At 65.7% G+C, this 15,691-nt stretch carries 11 protein-coding genes; 2 read left to right on the top strand and 9 right to left on the bottom strand.

Features of this window, described 5'->3' with window-relative positions; genetic code table 11:
- Positions 1-160: 160 nt before the first annotated feature.
- On the top strand, positions 161-463 hold the full coding sequence (locus EIZ44_RS25720) for a colicin immunity domain-containing protein (RefSeq protein WP_134731656.1): 303 nt from the start codon (positions 161-163) through the stop codon (positions 461-463).
- A gap of 397 nt (positions 464-860) precedes the next feature.
- Here the strand turns inward: EIZ44_RS25720 and EIZ44_RS25715 are convergent, their stop codons facing one another.
- The 6 genes from EIZ44_RS25715 to EIZ44_RS25695 form a co-directional block, all read right to left on the bottom strand.
- Complete coding sequence (locus tag EIZ44_RS25715; protein WP_134731655.1) at positions 861-1,739, bottom strand: hypothetical protein; 879 nt, start codon at positions 1,737-1,739, stop codon at positions 861-863.
- The gene (locus EIZ44_RS25710; protein ID WP_240691413.1) at positions 1,739-6,121 is read right to left on the bottom strand and encodes a PDDEXK-like endonuclease domain-containing protein; all 4,383 of its coding nucleotides are present in this window, start codon (positions 6,119-6,121) and stop codon (positions 1,739-1,741) included. The genes EIZ44_RS25715 and EIZ44_RS25710 overlap by 1 nt, the downstream gene beginning before the upstream one ends.
- Before the next feature lie 649 nt (positions 6,122-6,770).
- Positions 6,771-6,947: a hypothetical protein gene (locus tag EIZ44_RS45650; RefSeq protein WP_240691412.1), complete on the bottom strand. Its 177-nt coding sequence runs from the start codon at positions 6,945-6,947 to the stop codon at positions 6,771-6,773.
- 82 nt (positions 6,948-7,029) lie between these two features.
- On the bottom strand, positions 7,030-8,427 hold the full coding sequence (locus EIZ44_RS25705; RefSeq protein WP_240691411.1) for a protein kinase: 1,398 nt from the start codon (positions 8,425-8,427) through the stop codon (positions 7,030-7,032).
- A gap of 598 nt (positions 8,428-9,025) precedes the next feature.
- Positions 9,026-10,330: an adenine nucleotide alpha hydrolase family protein gene (locus tag EIZ44_RS25700; protein ID WP_134731653.1), complete on the bottom strand. Its 1,305-nt coding sequence runs from the start codon at positions 10,328-10,330 to the stop codon at positions 9,026-9,028.
- Positions 10,327-10,890 carry a hypothetical protein gene (locus tag EIZ44_RS25695; RefSeq protein WP_134731651.1) on the bottom strand — a complete coding sequence of 188 codons (564 nt, stop codon included), beginning with the start codon at positions 10,888-10,890 and terminating at the stop codon, positions 10,327-10,329. The genes EIZ44_RS25700 and EIZ44_RS25695 overlap by 4 nt, the downstream gene beginning before the upstream one ends.
- Before the next feature lie 781 nt (positions 10,891-11,671).
- Between EIZ44_RS25695 and EIZ44_RS25690 the strand changes: the two genes are divergently transcribed.
- On the top strand, positions 11,672-13,414 hold the full coding sequence (locus tag EIZ44_RS25690; protein WP_205673298.1) for a DNA/RNA helicase domain-containing protein: 1,743 nt from the start codon (positions 11,672-11,674) through the stop codon (positions 13,412-13,414).
- 195 nt (positions 13,415-13,609) lie between these two features.
- Here EIZ44_RS25690 and EIZ44_RS25685 read toward each other — a convergent pair whose 3' ends face one another.
- Genes EIZ44_RS25685 through EIZ44_RS25675 form a run of 3 tightly spaced genes read right to left on the bottom strand, consistent with a single transcriptional unit; the run spans position 13,610 to position 15,397 of the window.
- Entirely contained in the window at positions 13,610-13,888 is a 279-nt protein-coding gene (locus tag EIZ44_RS25685) for a hypothetical protein (RefSeq protein WP_134731647.1), read from the bottom strand.
- A 34-nt stretch (positions 13,889-13,922) separates the two neighbouring features.
- Positions 13,923-14,318 carry a hypothetical protein gene (locus EIZ44_RS25680; RefSeq protein WP_134731645.1) on the bottom strand — a complete coding sequence of 132 codons (396 nt, stop codon included), beginning with the start codon at positions 14,316-14,318 and terminating at the stop codon, positions 13,923-13,925.
- Positions 14,315-15,397: a hypothetical protein gene (locus EIZ44_RS25675; protein WP_134731643.1), complete on the bottom strand. Its 1,083-nt coding sequence runs from the start codon at positions 15,395-15,397 to the stop codon at positions 14,315-14,317. Before EIZ44_RS25675 ends, EIZ44_RS25680 begins: the two co-directional genes overlap by 4 nt.
- Between the last annotated feature and the right edge of the window lie 294 nt (positions 15,398-15,691).

Here is a 15,691-nt window from a genome sequence, read left to right as displayed (position 1 = left end):
ATCGTAGCGGGGCCTCGTTCGAGGAGTCCGCGTAACACTTTTGCCGGGCAGCCTGCAGCTCGGGAAACCGCGAGGAATCGACACGACGAACGTTGCTCGGTCATCGAGGGCCTGGAATTGTTCGGCGCCGACGCCGCCGGGTCCTTGGGTGGAGGGTGAGATGAGCGAATCCGAAGAGAACAAGCGCGACGCGGACGACTACGGCGAGCTGATCGGGCGGTTCGTCGACCGCACGATCGACGCTGGCCAATTCGAGCAGCAATACCTCGACCTGATGAAGAACGACGAAGCACTGCGCCCGGACGACGTGTTTGCCGTCCTCGACGCACTGTTCTCCGAGGTCGACGAGTACTTCGTATCGCCTGAGGCTTCACCGGCAGAGCGCCGGGACCTGGACGAGGCCTTGCGGCAGCACGCCGCCGCCGCGCTGGCACGTCTGCATAGGCTCGGCGCACTCGGATAATCGACGCGCGCTACGGCCGTCGAGGGACCTTCCGCCGACGATAAGCCAGAACCAAACCGAAGGGCTTGCTTCTGTGAGAAAGCTACGTCGTTCACGGAGCCAGGTGCAGGCGTGTGGAGTTGTGATCCCCAGGACACTTACTGTCCACCCGCGGAGAGGCTGTCACGTCGACAGCCTCCTTTCGTGGTCGAACCGCAGGTCAAGATCGAGGTCTGGGCAAAAGCGGGGCCAGATTGTCCAGCTTCGGACCAGTCAGCGCGGCTGCGAAGACCGCAAGAGTCACACCAATTCATCACGGCCAGCCCGGGTATCGGCCCAGCTGCACCGCGACGGGGACAGGCCCCTCCGGCAAGGACCCGACCAAGTGGGTCCCGGCCTCCGCGGCCGGGACCCTTTGTCACTTCCCGACCGGTTCCAGGTTCTGCTCCAGATCGTTCAGCAGCGCTTGAACGGGACCCCAGCACAGCATCACGGTGTCCGCATCGAATCGGGGGCTTTCCGCCAGTTCTTTGCGCGGGTGGATGAAGTTCCGGAAATCTCGCACGGTGTGCGCGAACGCCGTCGCGTCGAGTTGCACCCAGTCCTTCGCAAAGGCCGTGTCGATCAACAGTTCCATCGAAACCCAGTCGGGGCTCGAACGCTTTGTCGAACGCTTGTCAGGGGCGATTCGCTGGCGAACATCCGGGAATCCGTGTTTCCGCAAATCTTCGTCGCGCTCCAGGAGAACCGACAGCAGCAGGCCTTCGATGAAGGTGCCGATTCCGATCGTCGCCATCCGGTACGCGCCGCCCTCGACGCAGATCCGTGCCTCGGCCACCCGGCCCATGAGCACTTCGATGGTCTTCTCATCGGCGATCAGGTTTTTCAGGCGGCGCTGGAGTTCCGGCGGCTCCGCGAAGACCGGGTTGCCCCCGTCCGCGGCGAGCTCTCCGATCACCGGCCGGCCGCCGACCAGGGTGACGACCAGGCCCTCCGGAGCCAGCTTCTCGTTGACGACCAGGCGGAACTCCTCCGCGACCGCCGCGCCGTCGTCGTACTCGATCGGATCGCACACCCGGCAGAGCAGGCGCTCGATTTCGGCGTGGTTGTCGGCGCGCTCCACGAGCTGATCGCGCAACCACGGCACCCGCCGCGAGCCGTCGTACTCGGGCGGGTCGGCCCATCCGGCGTGCCGCAGCAGCTCCTCCAACTGATATCCCTTCCGTTCGTAGGAGCCGTCCATGTCGACGATGACCTCGGCCAGCCGGACGGCCGTCCGGTAGTCCAACGGGAACATCAGTTCTCCTCCTTGTCCGCGAGATGCAGCGCGATCTCGACGGCCCGGCTCAGCCGTTCGACGATCCGGGGGCCGCGTCGCCGGAATCCCAGCTCGGACATCGCCTGGGTCAGCCGTTGATCGGCGTCGAGCAGGAGGCCGTCGCGCATCAGCCAGCGGCAGATCTCGATGAGCTGCCGCTCGGGGTACTCCTGAATGGACAGACCGGCCGGGACCGGTGGCCGTGGACCGCGGACGGCCACCGGCGGCGGGTCGGCCGGCCGTGGCGCCGGCTCCGCAGCCGGCGCTACGGCCGTGTCGACGGCCGCCATCGCCTCGTGCCACGCCACGACGATGTTCTCGGCTTCGCGCTCCGGGTCGGCGAACCACGCCGAGGACCAGACCCGGTGGAAGCGCCAGCCGAGGTTTTCCAAGTGGGTCTGGCGAAGCCGGTCCCGATCCCGGGCGCTGTGCGCCTGGTGGTAAGCATGCCCGTCCGCTTCGACAGCCAGCACCATCCGCCCTGGCTGATCACGGTGTTCCAAAGCGAAGTCGATCCGATAATCCGAGAAGCCCCACTGCGAGTGGACCGGAACACCGCGACGTGCCAGGGCGTCAGAGATCGAACGTTCGAACCCGTTCAACGGCGTGCGCAACGGCCGCCCGACTTGGTCTGCGTTCAAGTGCGTAGCGAAATCGAGATAGCGCCGGAGCAGTTCGGTGCCGGTGATCTCGGCGGACGGCTCGATGTCGTGATGAGTGAACGAAGCCACCAGCGTCATCCGGCGCTTCGCACGGGTCACCGCGACATTGACCCGGCGCTCGCTGCCCTTCCGGTTGAGAAACCCGAAGCCCGTCTTGTTGATTTTGCCCGACGCAGTGCGTGCCACGCCGATCGTGAGGATGATCGCGTCTCGTTCGTCGCCCTGCACGCTCTCCAGGTTCTTGACGAAGAACCGACGGCCTAGCTCCTTCTCGTCGTCGGAAAAGAAATCTTCGAGTTCCGGATGGTCGCGACGGGCCCGCATCAGCCCTTGCTCGATCCGCGCTTGATGTGTGGTGCCGGGAGTGATCACACCGAGGCTTTCTGCCGGCCGCGTCCGCGCGTGCTCCATGATCAGCTCGACGACGCGCTCGACCTCGGCCGGAGACGAGCCCTTCTGCCCCGGTGCGGCCTGACCGTCCACGCTGACGAGAGCAACGGGGGTTTCTCTCTCCGCACCGGGGAAGGTGACCAGCCCATTGCGGTAGATCTCCTTGTTGGAAAATGCGATCAGGCGTTCATCGGCGCTGCGATAATGCCACCGCAGCATCTCCTGCGACGGCATGATCGGCCGAAGTGCGGTCAGGACCGATTCGTAATCCGAGAGCTCGCCTTCGTCGTTGTCGTCTTCCTCGTCGTCGATGGTGATCGCCCGGTCGAAGAAGTTCGACGGCGGCAGCTGTTTCTCGTCACCGGCGACAATCAAGTGCTCGCCACGCATGATCGACGTGATCGCATCGTGCGGGCGGATCTGGCTCGCCTCATCGAAGATCACCAGGTCGAACAACCGCTCGGCCGGCAGCATCCGGCTCACCACCAGCGGCGACATAGCCCAGCACGGCCGAAGCGAGAGCAGCACGTCCGACGCCTTCTCCACAAGCTTGCGAGTCGGCATGTGCCGCGTCTTCAGGCTGGCCTGTTTCTTGAGGATCTGCGCCTGGTCCCGATAGGTGTCCTGGGCCTCGCGGGCACGCCTGGCCACCCGCCGCCTGACCCTCCGGGCAGCCATCGCGAAGTGCTCTCGGTCCACAGTGCGGAAATCGGCCGCGGCCCGGCTTTGCTGGTCGGCCACGAACTGCCCGAGTTCCGGGATCCGCAGCTTGAAGTCGTCCTCGATAGAGGAGAGCCACATGCGTTCGAACGCTCGCCAAGCCTCGTCGGACGAAAGGTTGCGATCCGCGATGTCCTTGAGCAACGGCTCGAGACCGAGCTGGCGGAACCGATCCAGCTGCGCGTTCAGACCCGGCATTTTGAATAGCATGTCCTTATCGCTGGCCAAGGCAGTCAACCGTTGTTCGACCTGGGGCGCCGGGCCGTCGGCCAGATCCGGCCACTGTGCCGACACGGCCACCGCCGCGAGCTGGCGACGCAGCTCGGTGTAGTCACGCGCGACCTGGTCGAGCCCGATGATTTCGGACGGCGCCACCTCGCGGCCGCCGAGCTCCTGCCAGCGCTGCCGCTGCCCGAGTACTGCCGTCAGCGCCGCGTGGAGTGCCGGCTTCTTGCGCAAGCCGGTCGTGGTCAGCCCCCTGAGCTGTTTCACCAATGCTCGCCGCTGTCCCCACGAGAGAGGTTGCGAGTACCGAGCCCGAGTGGCACGGTCCGCAGTCGCCTGCGCGAACTGATCCAGCTGGGTCCCAAAGATCGTCGGCCCGAAGTCGCGGACGCTTTGGGTGATGCCGTCGAGAAGACCGAGCACCTCCTCCCACCCTGCGAAGTCCTGCGGCTGGCGCAGGCCGGTTTGCGTGACGAGCCGCTGGACACCGTGCTGACTGCGCTTCAGCGTCTGGTTGGATAATTGGTCGAGCTGGATCAGCACCGCTTCGGCCTCGTCGACGGTGCGGACCTGTGTGTTGCACCATGGCGTCTCGCGCCGCAGGATCCGCAAGCCGCCGCGGTCGACGAAGTCCTTGATCCCCTGCTCGAGTTCGCCGACAACTGTTGCGTCCAAGGCACGGAGATGGTTTCCCCGGAAAGCGCCGCGAATTTCGGGGCCTGGTGGCAGGTCGAGCAGCCGCTGCCGGACCTTGTACGCGCTCAGGTCCCACGGTTGTCGCCGTGTATGTAGCTCCCGCGAGTGGTCTAGCAGGCGCTGCCGCGCGTCGGACAGGCGGTTGTGCAACGCGGTGGCGTCGACCGGCGGTTCCTTCGACAGCTGGTCGAGACTGAGCGCGAGCTGCTGGGCTACTTCCCGCTTGCTGATCTTCTGCTGGTGCAAGTCGAACATCAAACCGTCGAGCTCGACGGCCGCCAGCCGGTTGAGCACCGCTTCGATGGCCGCCCGCTTCTCGGCTACGAACAGCACCTTTTTCCCGGTCGCGGCCGCCCCGGCGATGATGTTCGCGATTGTCTGGCTCTTGCCCGTGCCGGGCGGGCCTTCGATGAAGACGTGTCTGCCCGACAAGGCCGTCATGATCGCCCGGTGCTGGGACGAGTCCGCGTCCTGGACCAGGAATTCGTCGGCGGGCGACAAGGAATCGACGGCCGGCGGGCGGAACCCGCCCTCCGCGACCAGCGATTCGGCGGCCGGTGCGAACCCGGCCATGGCGGCAACCAGGTCGTGCGAGGCCAGCAGTTCGGTCGCGTTCGCCAGATCCTCGACCATCGGGAGCTTCTCGTAGTTGAAGGTGCCGAGCACGACAGCCTTCTCCAGCTGCAACGCGATCCCCTGAGCCGCGGCGACCTCGGTCAGCCGGGAGTAGGCGCTCTCCATCTGGATCGCGTGGTCCGAAGCGGAGTCGATCACGTCGCCGAGCCGGTCCGCGAGCCCTGCGACATCGACGCCGTACTGCTCGTTCAGTGCGTGCAAAAGCACTGGGTTGAGCTCGGGTTCGTCCGTGAGCTCGAGCGTGTAGTCGCTTTCGGAGTTCGTCCTGGCCTTGATCGTGACCGGCCGCAGCAGAAGGGGCGCCCGCAGCGGCGGCACCGGAACCGAGCCCTGCCGCTGCCGAGGGGTCGTGCGAATCAAGCCAAACGCAATTCGGCCGACGTCAAGCCCCTGTTCCTCTTCGAAGAGCTGGATCCGCTTGCCGAGGGCCCGGGTCCGGCTACAGGCGTCTTTGAGCTTCTCCTGCTCGGGTACCAGCTTGCTCAGCCGTACCTTGCCGCGAGTCGTCAGCTCCGCCAGGGCAGCCGGGTCCGCATCGGTAAGGTCGAGGCTGCCCAGTTTGGTGGTCTTGAAGTAAAGCAAGGTATTGCGGAAACTGAGGTCGATGAGATTGCGCCGCCACTCGGCGGCTTTCCCGGCGACGACTTCGAGCCGCCCGGTGTCCAGCTGTGCGGTCATACCGCTGATCCCCTTCGACAGAACGGAACGGTCGACCGCACGTACCTGGCACGTGCGGGCCCGACGTTCTGCGACGAGCCCTCCAGCATGCCAGAAGATCGCGCCCAACGGAACTTGCCCGATTGGCGTGCATCGTGTGCGATCACCAGCCTCCTCACAGGTTTCCGGGGAGAGATCGTTTACCAGCACGCCCTTGTCACACCTCACGCGAACAATCCACCCGTTCGGCCCTGACGGACCACGCCATCCAGCGATCGTCAGCCCAGGCCGACGGCCACCGTCGACGCACTTATCGGCCGTCTCGCAGGCCTCGACCGGCAGAACCTGGCGACAGTGCTGGCCCACCGGCCGCACGTGCTCGGTGAGCGATGGCGGAGGAGGCTGGACGCGTCGCCGCGCGGCTGGCGTCGGTGGCCTGGGTGAACGCGGCATTGCTCGGGCTGACGACGCCGCAAGCGCAGGTGTTGCGAGCCTCCAGCTGTGTCATGCGCTGGGTCGGCGGCCGGCACCGGTCGCCGGGGACACCCGATTGTTCGGCGCAGAACCAGCCATCGTCGAGTCCTTTGCGGATGCGCTCAAAGAGCAGGTGCTGGCTTGTTTGCTACCCGCCTGCCAGACAGCAGTACTCCTGGGTAGCCAAGTGTCGCTGGCGCTACCCCGCGCTGAGCCTGCCCGGCTGCGGAAAGCCATGGCAGATTCAGGGGTAGCTGATCACGTCGTACCCTCGAACCGAAGTGCGTTCCCGCTCCGTGGTTCCGGTCACGCGGATCCGCATCGGCACCACCATCGGCTGGAAAAGCGGGCCGATGCATGAACAACCAGGCGGACTTCCTGGTAAGCAGCAAGATCGACGCGTTGTTCGAGAGGTCCTCGTTCGGAACACCTGGCCTGAGTTCTGAACATGCGGCGAGTGCTGACACGTCAGGTTCAGATGAACGCTACCTGATTACGCCGGCGAGATGTCGGCCGACAACCGCGTCAAGGTGAAGCACCAGCTGCAGGCTCAGGCGGACACCTGCTCCAGCGCGCGGGCCTCAGCACGCAACCGGGCGGCCTTGTCGCCGTCCAGCGCGATCTTGAGGACACGCCGCTCACTGTGCGGCTTGCCGTCCTCGTCCTCCTCGGCGCGGCTGACGAGCAAGGCCCGCGCTGTCGCGCCGGTCCCGAGAATGCGTTCCACGATCCAGTCGCCGTCGACGGCCTGCCCGGGGGTGGCGGTGAGCGGGTCGACCTGAGGTGCAGTTTCGTCGGTCGGGGCGCCGTCACGTTCGACGGCGTCGAGGCGGGTCAGGAACGCATCGGCCGAATCCAGCCGGTCCGCAATGTCGGCACGGGCCGCGTCGAAGATCAGCGAATCCAAGGCGTCGGACACGCCGTCGGAGACAGCGAACGGATGCAGGCCCTTGTCGGCGGCCAAGCGCTCGATCAGTCCGCTGCGCTGGGCAGCAGGGGGTTGCCCGGTGGTGACGAGGTAGGCGATCGCACCGAGGCCGAACACGTCGAGATCGACCGGGTCGGCGAAGGGGGGTGTCGAACTCCGGTGCCAGGTACACCTCGGCGGCGTTGGAAACGTGTTCGCCGGGCAGCGAGGTGTTGCCGATCGAAGAGAAACCGGTGGTGTCGAAGTCACGCGCCGCGGCCTGCCAGTCGACGATCCGCATGATCGGCTCGGCGCCATCGTCCTTCGCCGACACGTATACGGACCGGGCAGCCAGCGCGCGGTGGTAGAGGGATCGGCTGTGCGCGTACCGGACGGCCTCGGCGAGCTGACGGACCATGTCGAGGCGGACCTCGGCTCCGAGACGCTCGCCGTGCACAGCCAGGTAGGACTCCAGCCGCAGGTCGTTGGCGCGATGGCGGAAGAGGATCGCAGGGCCCGCCTGGTGCTCGCGAATCTGCATGGCTTGGGCGATGCCGCGATGGGTGATGCCCTGCAGGACCTGGTACTCGCGGCGCGCAGCGCGCTCTACCGACTGCCGCCGCTCGTCGGTCGCCTGCTGAGCGGTGAGGTAGAGCTGGACCCGCCCCTCCTCGCGAACGATACCCGTCCGTTCGGCCAGGCGGTCCTCCCAGGTGGGACCCGCATCGAGCAGGTCGGAGCTGAGAGTCCAGTCGTCGCCGAAGCGCAGGTGCGCGGTGGACGCACGGATTCCGATCTTCTCCAGCAGCTGCGGCAGAACATGCCGAGAAAACTCCGGCGTGATCCGCTGCCGCTCCTGTTGCGGCGGTCGGGACAGCAGGTCGCGCCACAGCCACGGCAACCCTTCTGATGCCTCATCGCGGCCATAGACGCGGGTGCTCTGCACTTCGTCGAGTCCGGAGCGCAAGTTCGGCGCAGAGAGGAACACGGCGGGCTCGATGCGGGGAAGCCGGGTGCTGAGGTGCAACTGCTTGGCTGCCCACTCCAGCCTTCCCTTGAGTTCCTTGCACTTGAGGTCGGTGAAGTGCAGTGGGTTGCGCAGTGTCAACACCCGATTGGAGTCGTCCTGGAAGAACCTCCAGGTGTCGCCGTTGTTCACCACCCGCCCGGGGTGTCCTTTGAGCTCGAGCAGGTAGAGGCCGCCGGGGACGGCGATGAGCAGATCGCACTCGTTGATGCGCCCGGACGCGGCAGTGAACGAGAAGGTGGCCCAAGCGCGGTACGGCGCAGCCTTCGGCATGAGCCGACGTACGTGATCGAGCCCGTCCTGCTCCCAAGGATAAGGCGACGTCCGCTCCTGGAACCAGCGCTGAGCCTGCGGTGGAGGTGAAGGTTTGGGTATCGATGGTCCCCCGCCCGACAACACTGCCTCCCCTTCTCGGCTGACTAGCTGCTCGCTTGACGATCCTAGTTGCGCACGCCGAGGCGGACGTCAAGTCCTCGGGTGCTCAGCGGGCGATGGTCCACTCGATACCAAGTCGAGGTCACGCTGCGTTACGTTACATCTGCACCGAGGTCGTAGCCGGGTAGTTATCGGACGATCATGGGTGATCACTGCCGCGACTGGAATTACTAACGCCTGCAAGCAAACCAAGCATGCCACCGACGGGGCCCACGGGCAGCGCAGGATTCCCCGCCGAACCGACCTGCCCGATCACGGACGTCTTCCTCGGACAGTGTTCCAGCCGGCCGTATACCTACCACCGGCCGCAGTTCGGGACTGACCACCGATGTCACAAGAAGGCCCGCGTAACCAACCGTTCTTGCGCTTCAGGGGCGTTTGCTGCGGCCAGTAGCCGCAGACCGCCCACCGCTTCGGATCAGCTCAGCGCTCAAGGTCAGCTAGCGAGCCGGGGCACCCAGTTCCGCCTTAACACGCTGTTCTCCGGCACGACCTGTTCCACCATCGCCGCCAATTCGCGCCGCCCGCGGTGCAGCATCGGCAGCACCAGCGGGATCGGGGTCGTGCGCGGGAAAGGCATATCGGCGACCACATCCCGGAATCCGAAGTCGGCAGCCAGCCACCGGGCCAAAGCCCGGAGGTGCTCCGTGGTCTTGGTTCGCGCATTGGCTTCGGCGAGATCGACCCGGTAGTCGGTTCGGTCTTCGCCGGCGGCGGCCAGCAGCCCGGACCGGCGGACGAGGCACGGATAGCAATGCCCGCAGTTAAGTCGGCCGTGGTGGGCGTAGCGTGCGCTGCTCGGATCACCACAGCTGACCGTGCGTGCCAGGTCGTCCGGAGTAAGGCCGGCGTGCAGTGCCTGGCTGCACACCTCGCCTTTGGTGAACTGCAGGAGCGGGTTGATGACCTCGACACCTCCTCCCAGCCCGCGGATCAGGCGATTCGTCAGCTCCAGCGTCCAGGGATGCACCGAGCGCGTCGAGAGACAGGCAAGCCTGTTCGGTGTCAGCGGGGGATTGATCGCGAGCTGGCCGTTCTCCGGAGCTTTGATCCGCTCGACGCGATGCGCCGATGCGGCGGCGACCGCAGTCGCCATGTAGAGCAAGCCCCGGGTGCGGCTGCTGCGCTCGAGTTCGCCGTCGGGGCCGGAAAGCACCCGCTGGCCGATCTGGGCAAGCCTGACCGGACGGCGCTGGATACGGCCGATGGCTCGGCATACCTCTTGCTGACGGGCGCGGATGTTGTCGTCGTAGCCCATCAGCAACAAAGTTCCGGCGCGAGGTTCGGTCGCGGCTTGCGCGGCGTAGGCGGTGGAGTCCAGTCCGCCAGAGAAGAGCGCAACCTCCGATGCTCGTTCTTCGTAGTCCAGCCACTGTCGGTAAGCAGCGCCCCCGGTCACCGCGACATACCAGGTATCGCTCGTCAATGCTGCGAGCAGCGCAGTGAGATCAGCGAGTTGTGCCGCACCCCAGCGCTCGGGTTCCGCGACCTCAACCACTAAGTCGACAGTGCGCGACCACCCGTCCTCGGTCTTGCGGACGTAGCGCTTGTCCACCAAGTAGGCCGCCCTCGCGACTTGGAGAAGATCCCGCGCCCAGGTTTCCGCAGGTCCGGTCAGCGCGACCCCCTTGTCGAGTCGAGCCTCCCTGTCGTGAAAGTCGGCGTCGGAGAGCAGTTCGCGATTAAAGCCTTCGGGGCTCCGGCCGTCCGCGGAGAAGGCGAAACGGCGACCGCGGGTCACGCTTCCGCCCCGGGCAGTCCCAGCGCGATCGCGACCGCGTCCTGCAGCATGTCCCTGCCCAGTTCGAGGACAGATCGCGGATCTTCGGGATGCTCGCGCTTTCCGGCGCACGGCATCGGGAGCACCTCGGTGATCCGGTCGGCGACCCAGTCGGCGATCTGGCCGCTCGGATCGACCAGCACAAGAGCAGGCACCACCAGTTTCACTTTTTCGGCGATGACCGCATGCACGAACTCGGCGACGCAATCGGCGAACAGAAGCTGGTAGATCTCGCAGAAGAGGCCGTCCGGGAAGCTCCAGCCCGGATCTCCTTTCGCGATCGCGTCCGCCGCGGCCGGACTGGCAAGGACCCTCTCCGCGCACACAGCGGCGGAACGGCGCACGACGGCGTCGGCGATTGTCGTGCCTTCTCCGGCAACCGCGGAAACGAATCGGCAGACAAACCATTCCTCGCGAGTTCCGGGCCAGCCGGACTCGGGAACCAGGTTGTCCTGCCCGCGGCCCCGACCGAAGCTTTCGACGAATCCGATCAGCGACTCGCCCGCTGCTCTCATCGTCACTCGCAGTCCAAACGCGTCCGGGTCGTCGCGCACTGCCGCTGCGAGCGCCTCCCGGCAGCGTTGTCCTCGCTTTGCCGCCGACTCGTCCGAGACCAGGTGATCGCCTGGCAGTCGCGGCCCGGGAATCTCCGCGGCTATCGCCGCGGCGTCCTGGGCCGGTTGCAGTCGCGCGACGCTCCGGGAAACCGCCTTCCAGACGTCCGTTCTGGGCCCGGTCCATCTGCTCGATGTACCCACGCTAGCTCTCCCCATGCCGGCGACCTCATCCACGGTACGCACAGACAGTCACTCCGCAATAGCCTTCGGTAAAACCATCCGTTCGGCCCAGGTTGTCCGGTCGCTCCGGAAGGGCCGGGACGGCACCCGGTCACCTAATCGTGTAGAACGTGTTTACGAACCAAGACAGTTCCGGTTCCGAGAGCAGGGGGTGAAGCTCGAAAACGTGCTCTGATCGCAGACGACTGCGCGATCGGAGCACATCGCTGCACCCCGCAAGCTTGAGTCTGACAGACCAATCCCACATGGAATATTCCGCTTTCTCGGCCTCGTTCCCCTGTGCAGTGCGGGATCCCGAGAATTCCGGCGGAATGGTTCGAAGGAGACGACGACGAACGCGTGGAAGCCTCTGGAAGCGTTCTGGCCGGCACGGGAGATCCTTCGGGACAGTGACCGGCTGATTCCGGAAATCGAGAACCGCTTCCGGGAAGCGCACCCGAAGAACGAGGATGCGGGCCCCGGCGACGTGCGGTCCTGGCGGGAAAGCGTGTATTGGCTGGCGTCCTTGCTCGATCGCGTCGGGCTGGACCAGGTCTGGATGTTCGTGGAGTACCGGGTCGGGGCGATGAATCCGGTGGACGTCGTCCTGGCGGGTTACCACCCGAACGGCGGCTTGAGTTACGCGGTGATCGAGCTGAAGCAGTGGAGCCAGGCGGGACGTCCGCAGCCGAACCCCGCCAAAGGTCTGTGCGCCGAGTGCCGCCGGGCGGGAACGGGCGCCATGTGCGGTCGATGCGCACTCGACCTGGTCTTTGTGGACTCGTACGGAAGAAACAAGAAGCATCCGGCTGTGCAGGTATACGAGAACATGCAGTCGCTCAAGGTGCACCACGCCATGTTCGACGACCGTTACGTACACCTCACGGGTGCGTCGTACCTGCACAATCTCAAGGATCCCGATTCGCAGTGGATCAGAAATGTCTCTCCTCGGCCCGGGGTACCGACCTTCACCGCACGCGTCCCTCGCGAGCTCGAGAAATTTCTCAAGACCGCTTTCAGCGAGGAGTCAGGCGCCGGCGCCGCCGAAGCCCTGCTCGAACGTCGCCGGACCAGCTCGCTGATCGACTCGGACGTTGGAGCGGTCGTAGCCGGGCACACGCGGTTCAGCCTGGTGGAGAACCAGTTGACCGCAGTGAAGAAGGTGACTGAAGAGGTGGCCAGCCCGTCGACGGGCGCGAAGAAGGTGTTCGTCGTCAGTGGTCGCGCCGGGAGCGGGAAGTCGCTCGTCGGGCTCACTCTGCTGGGCTGGGCGCTCAGTACGGGACGCAAGGCCTGCTACGTCTCCGGCGGCGTCGCTTCGCGCGAGACCTTCAAGCGTGCCGCGCTGGGGCGGCGCTCCGCTTTCGCGACTCTGAACAGCATCGCGGACAACCGCACGGCGGACGAGTTGGACCTCGTCCTGTGCGACGAGGCGCACCGGCTGACGGAGCGGCCGATGAAGGGCTCCTATTCCATGCGCCCCGGCGAGTCCTCGGTTTCGGTGGTGGTCACCCGAGCGAAGGTGCCGGTGTTCTTCATCGACGGCGACCAGCGGTTGTTCTCCGACGAAGTCTGGTCTCCAGAAGCGCTCGTCCGCGAGGTGCAAAGCCTCGGCGCGGAGGTCGTGCCGATCAGTTTGGACCGGGTGCTGCGCGCTGTCGGCAGTTCGACCTACGACACGTGGATCCGCCGGCTGCTCGCCGAAGACCCGCTCCCCTGGAGGCCGGACGACGGGGACGAGCCGGAGCCGTTCCAGCTCTGCTACACCGAGAGCGCCGCGACCATGGAGCGCTTTCTCCGGGACAAGGAGCGCAACAAGGAAAGCGCACGGATGTCCGCCGGAATCTGCTGGAAGTGGGAGGACCGGAGCGGCACGGACCCGGAAGTCGCACCCGAACCCGGGTGGGCGCGCCCGTGGAACGCCGGCGACCAGCACGACACCCCCGGCGTGCCGAAACGACGTTACTGGGCTACGGAACCCGGCGGTTTCGGACAGGTCGGCTGCGTCCACACCGCGCAGGGCCTCGAGTACGAGTGGGGCGGCGTGATCATGGGGCCCGACCTCACCTGGAACGGCGTCGGCTGGCAAGTCCACCGCGAGCACGTGCTGAGCAAGGCCAGCCGGATCCGCGAGGACAACGACCTCGCCATCGCGATCCGGAACGCGTACGGGGTCTTGATGACCCGCTCGATCCGCGGCACGGTCCTCTACTCGGTCGACCCTGGAACCAGGAGGCTCTTCGCCGAACTCGGCGTTCAGAAACTGTGAATGCCGCCGGTGACGCGGAGTCGCCGCGGCCCTGTCCGTGCAAGCCGGACCGGCGGGACCTCGCCGTTTTGGCACGTACGCTTCCGAACTGCGCCCGAGCAAGCGGCGGCGGTCTGGCTTTGTCCTCGCCTGTCTGGTTCACGGGCCGGATTCGATTGCTGTGGGAGCGCGCACCCGACCCATCGGGACGCCAGCTCAGGACCGCTGGGTGACATGTGCGGCAAGCCCGGCGAGGCATCCAGCCGCGACGACAAGGACCAGGACCGCCGTGCTCAGGACCGCGACCGTGCCGCGGGTCGTCGCGAGCCTGAGCCGCAGGGCCAGAAGCAGGCTCAGCACCGCGCAGCCGATCGGCACTGCCCACAACCAATGCGGTCGCACAAACAGACCCAGCACAGCGAGCGCCGCTAAGGCCAGGCTGATCAGGAGGGCGCTGAAACACGCTTGCCGGAGGATCGCGCTCTGCCAATACATCGGGCCTGACTCCTCGTCCGAAGCTCGACGGCTGTTACTCATCAAGCCAGTCCCGTTCGGAAAAGTCTTCGACGTACTCATCGTCTTCGACCTGACAGCGCGAAGTTCGAGGCTTCCGTGATTCGTCGGCTCGCTCGTCTGCCAGATCGCGGAGCGCGTTTTCGCCTTTGGCTGCCTCAGCGTCCTTCTCAGACTCCGACAAGCCGCTGTACCAGGCGGCGAAGTCGTCAGCCGGTTTCTCCAGAGCGCCGGCGTAAAGCTGGGACTCGACGATCCGTCTTGGCGTCACGTTGCCGGCTAGCAGTTCTCGAGCAAGTTCCGCCATCATCGGGTTTCGGGTGTTCGCGGCCAATTTGACCAGCAACGCATGCCGTGCACGGTCCTGGACCGGGTCGGCGGAAAACTGCGGGCGATCTTCGGTCATCTTCACGCGCCAGGGTGATCGTAGCCGGCGGGCAATGGGTGTGCCTGAAATGCTCCGCTGGAGCCAACGACATCGAGGATGCCGCCGTGGATGATTCGAACGATGTTCTCAATATTCATCAGAAGGTTGCTTATCTGTTTCCAGTCGTCGACGACGCTCTTGCACTCCAGAGCCGCCAACGCCCAAAACGCCGCCGCGCCGACCACGGTCTCGGACAGCACAGCCCCGGCGGCGACCTCGATGGCAGCCCAGAAGGCGTTGTCGAAGATGCTTTGGATCAGGTCGTTGACCGACTCCGAGAACTCCCAAACTCCTTGCGCCGCCTCGCGGTACTTGTCTCGCAGAGCTGCCAGCCCTCCGCTGTATCCGTTGACCACGTCGCCGAGCTCGGTGAAGTAATGGAATGCTTCGTTGGCCACGTTGCCGGTCCAGGACGTCAGCAGTGCGTCGATATTGGCTTTGAGATCCTGTCCCAGGTCGGAGCAGAATAACGACAACGAGTTCAACGCGTCCGACGCTTTGGCGAATTGCTCCCAGTCGCCGGCCACCCAGTTGGAGAACTCTTGAACCGGGTTGACCCCGATCGTGCCTTCAAGAGCCTTCTGGATCCAGTACCCCGGGCTGATGAGATTGCCCAGATCGTTGAGGGTCTGAACGGGGTTGGTGAACCCGTCGGCCTTGGGCTCGGCCAGCCGGGCGGCCGGAAACGCAGTCTGCTGGACGGCCTCCGGCCCCTGGCTGGCAGGGATGCCGGGCAGCGACGGCATCGGCGGCGGACCGCCGGGATCGGGATAGGTCTGGTCCAGCCGACCGGCGGAACTGTAGTCGGTGCGGTCGTACATCCTCCAAGCACGGTCGAGCTCGGCCCCGCTCGCCTCGCACACTTTCTCCAGACTCCGCAAAGCAGTGAGGATCTCCGCTTTGGCCTGCTCGTGACTGCCGACCAGCCCAGCGATCAGGCCAGGCTGCTCACCAATCCGCAGGTTCTTGTCCGCGAATCTCTCCGCGGCCGTCGCATCCTGCTGATGGTTCTTGACGATCCCTGCATACACGCCGAGCTGGAACGTATCGACAGTGAATCCCACCGAGCCCTCTCATTCGCGTAGCCGTCTCGAAGCTCAGCGTGACGCACTGTCGGTGTCGACAGGTTTCCCCGACCACACGACACACCGCGGCAACGCCCCAGAGCTCCTGCGCCAAGACGATCCACTCGTCGCGCACGACGGACTCGGCGCAGCCGCCAGGGCCTGCAATGAGCTAGCACTTACTTGCAAGCACCCGCGTCACCGGCCGGTTGACTTCGCAGTGCGGAGCGAACCGCCAAGGGCGCGGAATTTCCGCTCGTTCGTGAAGATTCCTTCAACGGCGGAGCGAGTACT

The sequence above is a fragment of the Amycolatopsis nivea genome (assembly GCF_004522235.1).
Classification (GTDB): domain Bacteria; phylum Actinomycetota; class Actinomycetes; order Mycobacteriales; family Pseudonocardiaceae; genus Amycolatopsis; species Amycolatopsis nivea.
This window is presented reverse-complemented; position numbering and strand designations above follow the sequence as displayed.

Excerpts from the sequence above, each read along its gene's own strand:
- EIZ44_RS25720 (WP_134731656.1), top strand. The coding sequence starts at position 161 with ATGAGCGAATCCGAAGAGAACAAGCGCGACGCGGACGACTACGGCGAG.
- EIZ44_RS25715 (WP_134731655.1), bottom strand. The coding sequence starts at position 1,739 with ATGTTCCCGTTGGACTACCGGACGGCCGTCCGGCTGGCCGAGGTCATC.
- EIZ44_RS25705 (WP_240691411.1), bottom strand. The coding sequence starts at position 8,427 with ATGCCGAAGGCTGCGCCGTACCGCGCTTGGGCCACCTTCTCGTTCACT.
- EIZ44_RS25685 (WP_134731647.1), bottom strand. The coding sequence starts at position 13,888 with ATGTATTGGCAGAGCGCGATCCTCCGGCAAGCGTGTTTCAGCGCCCTC.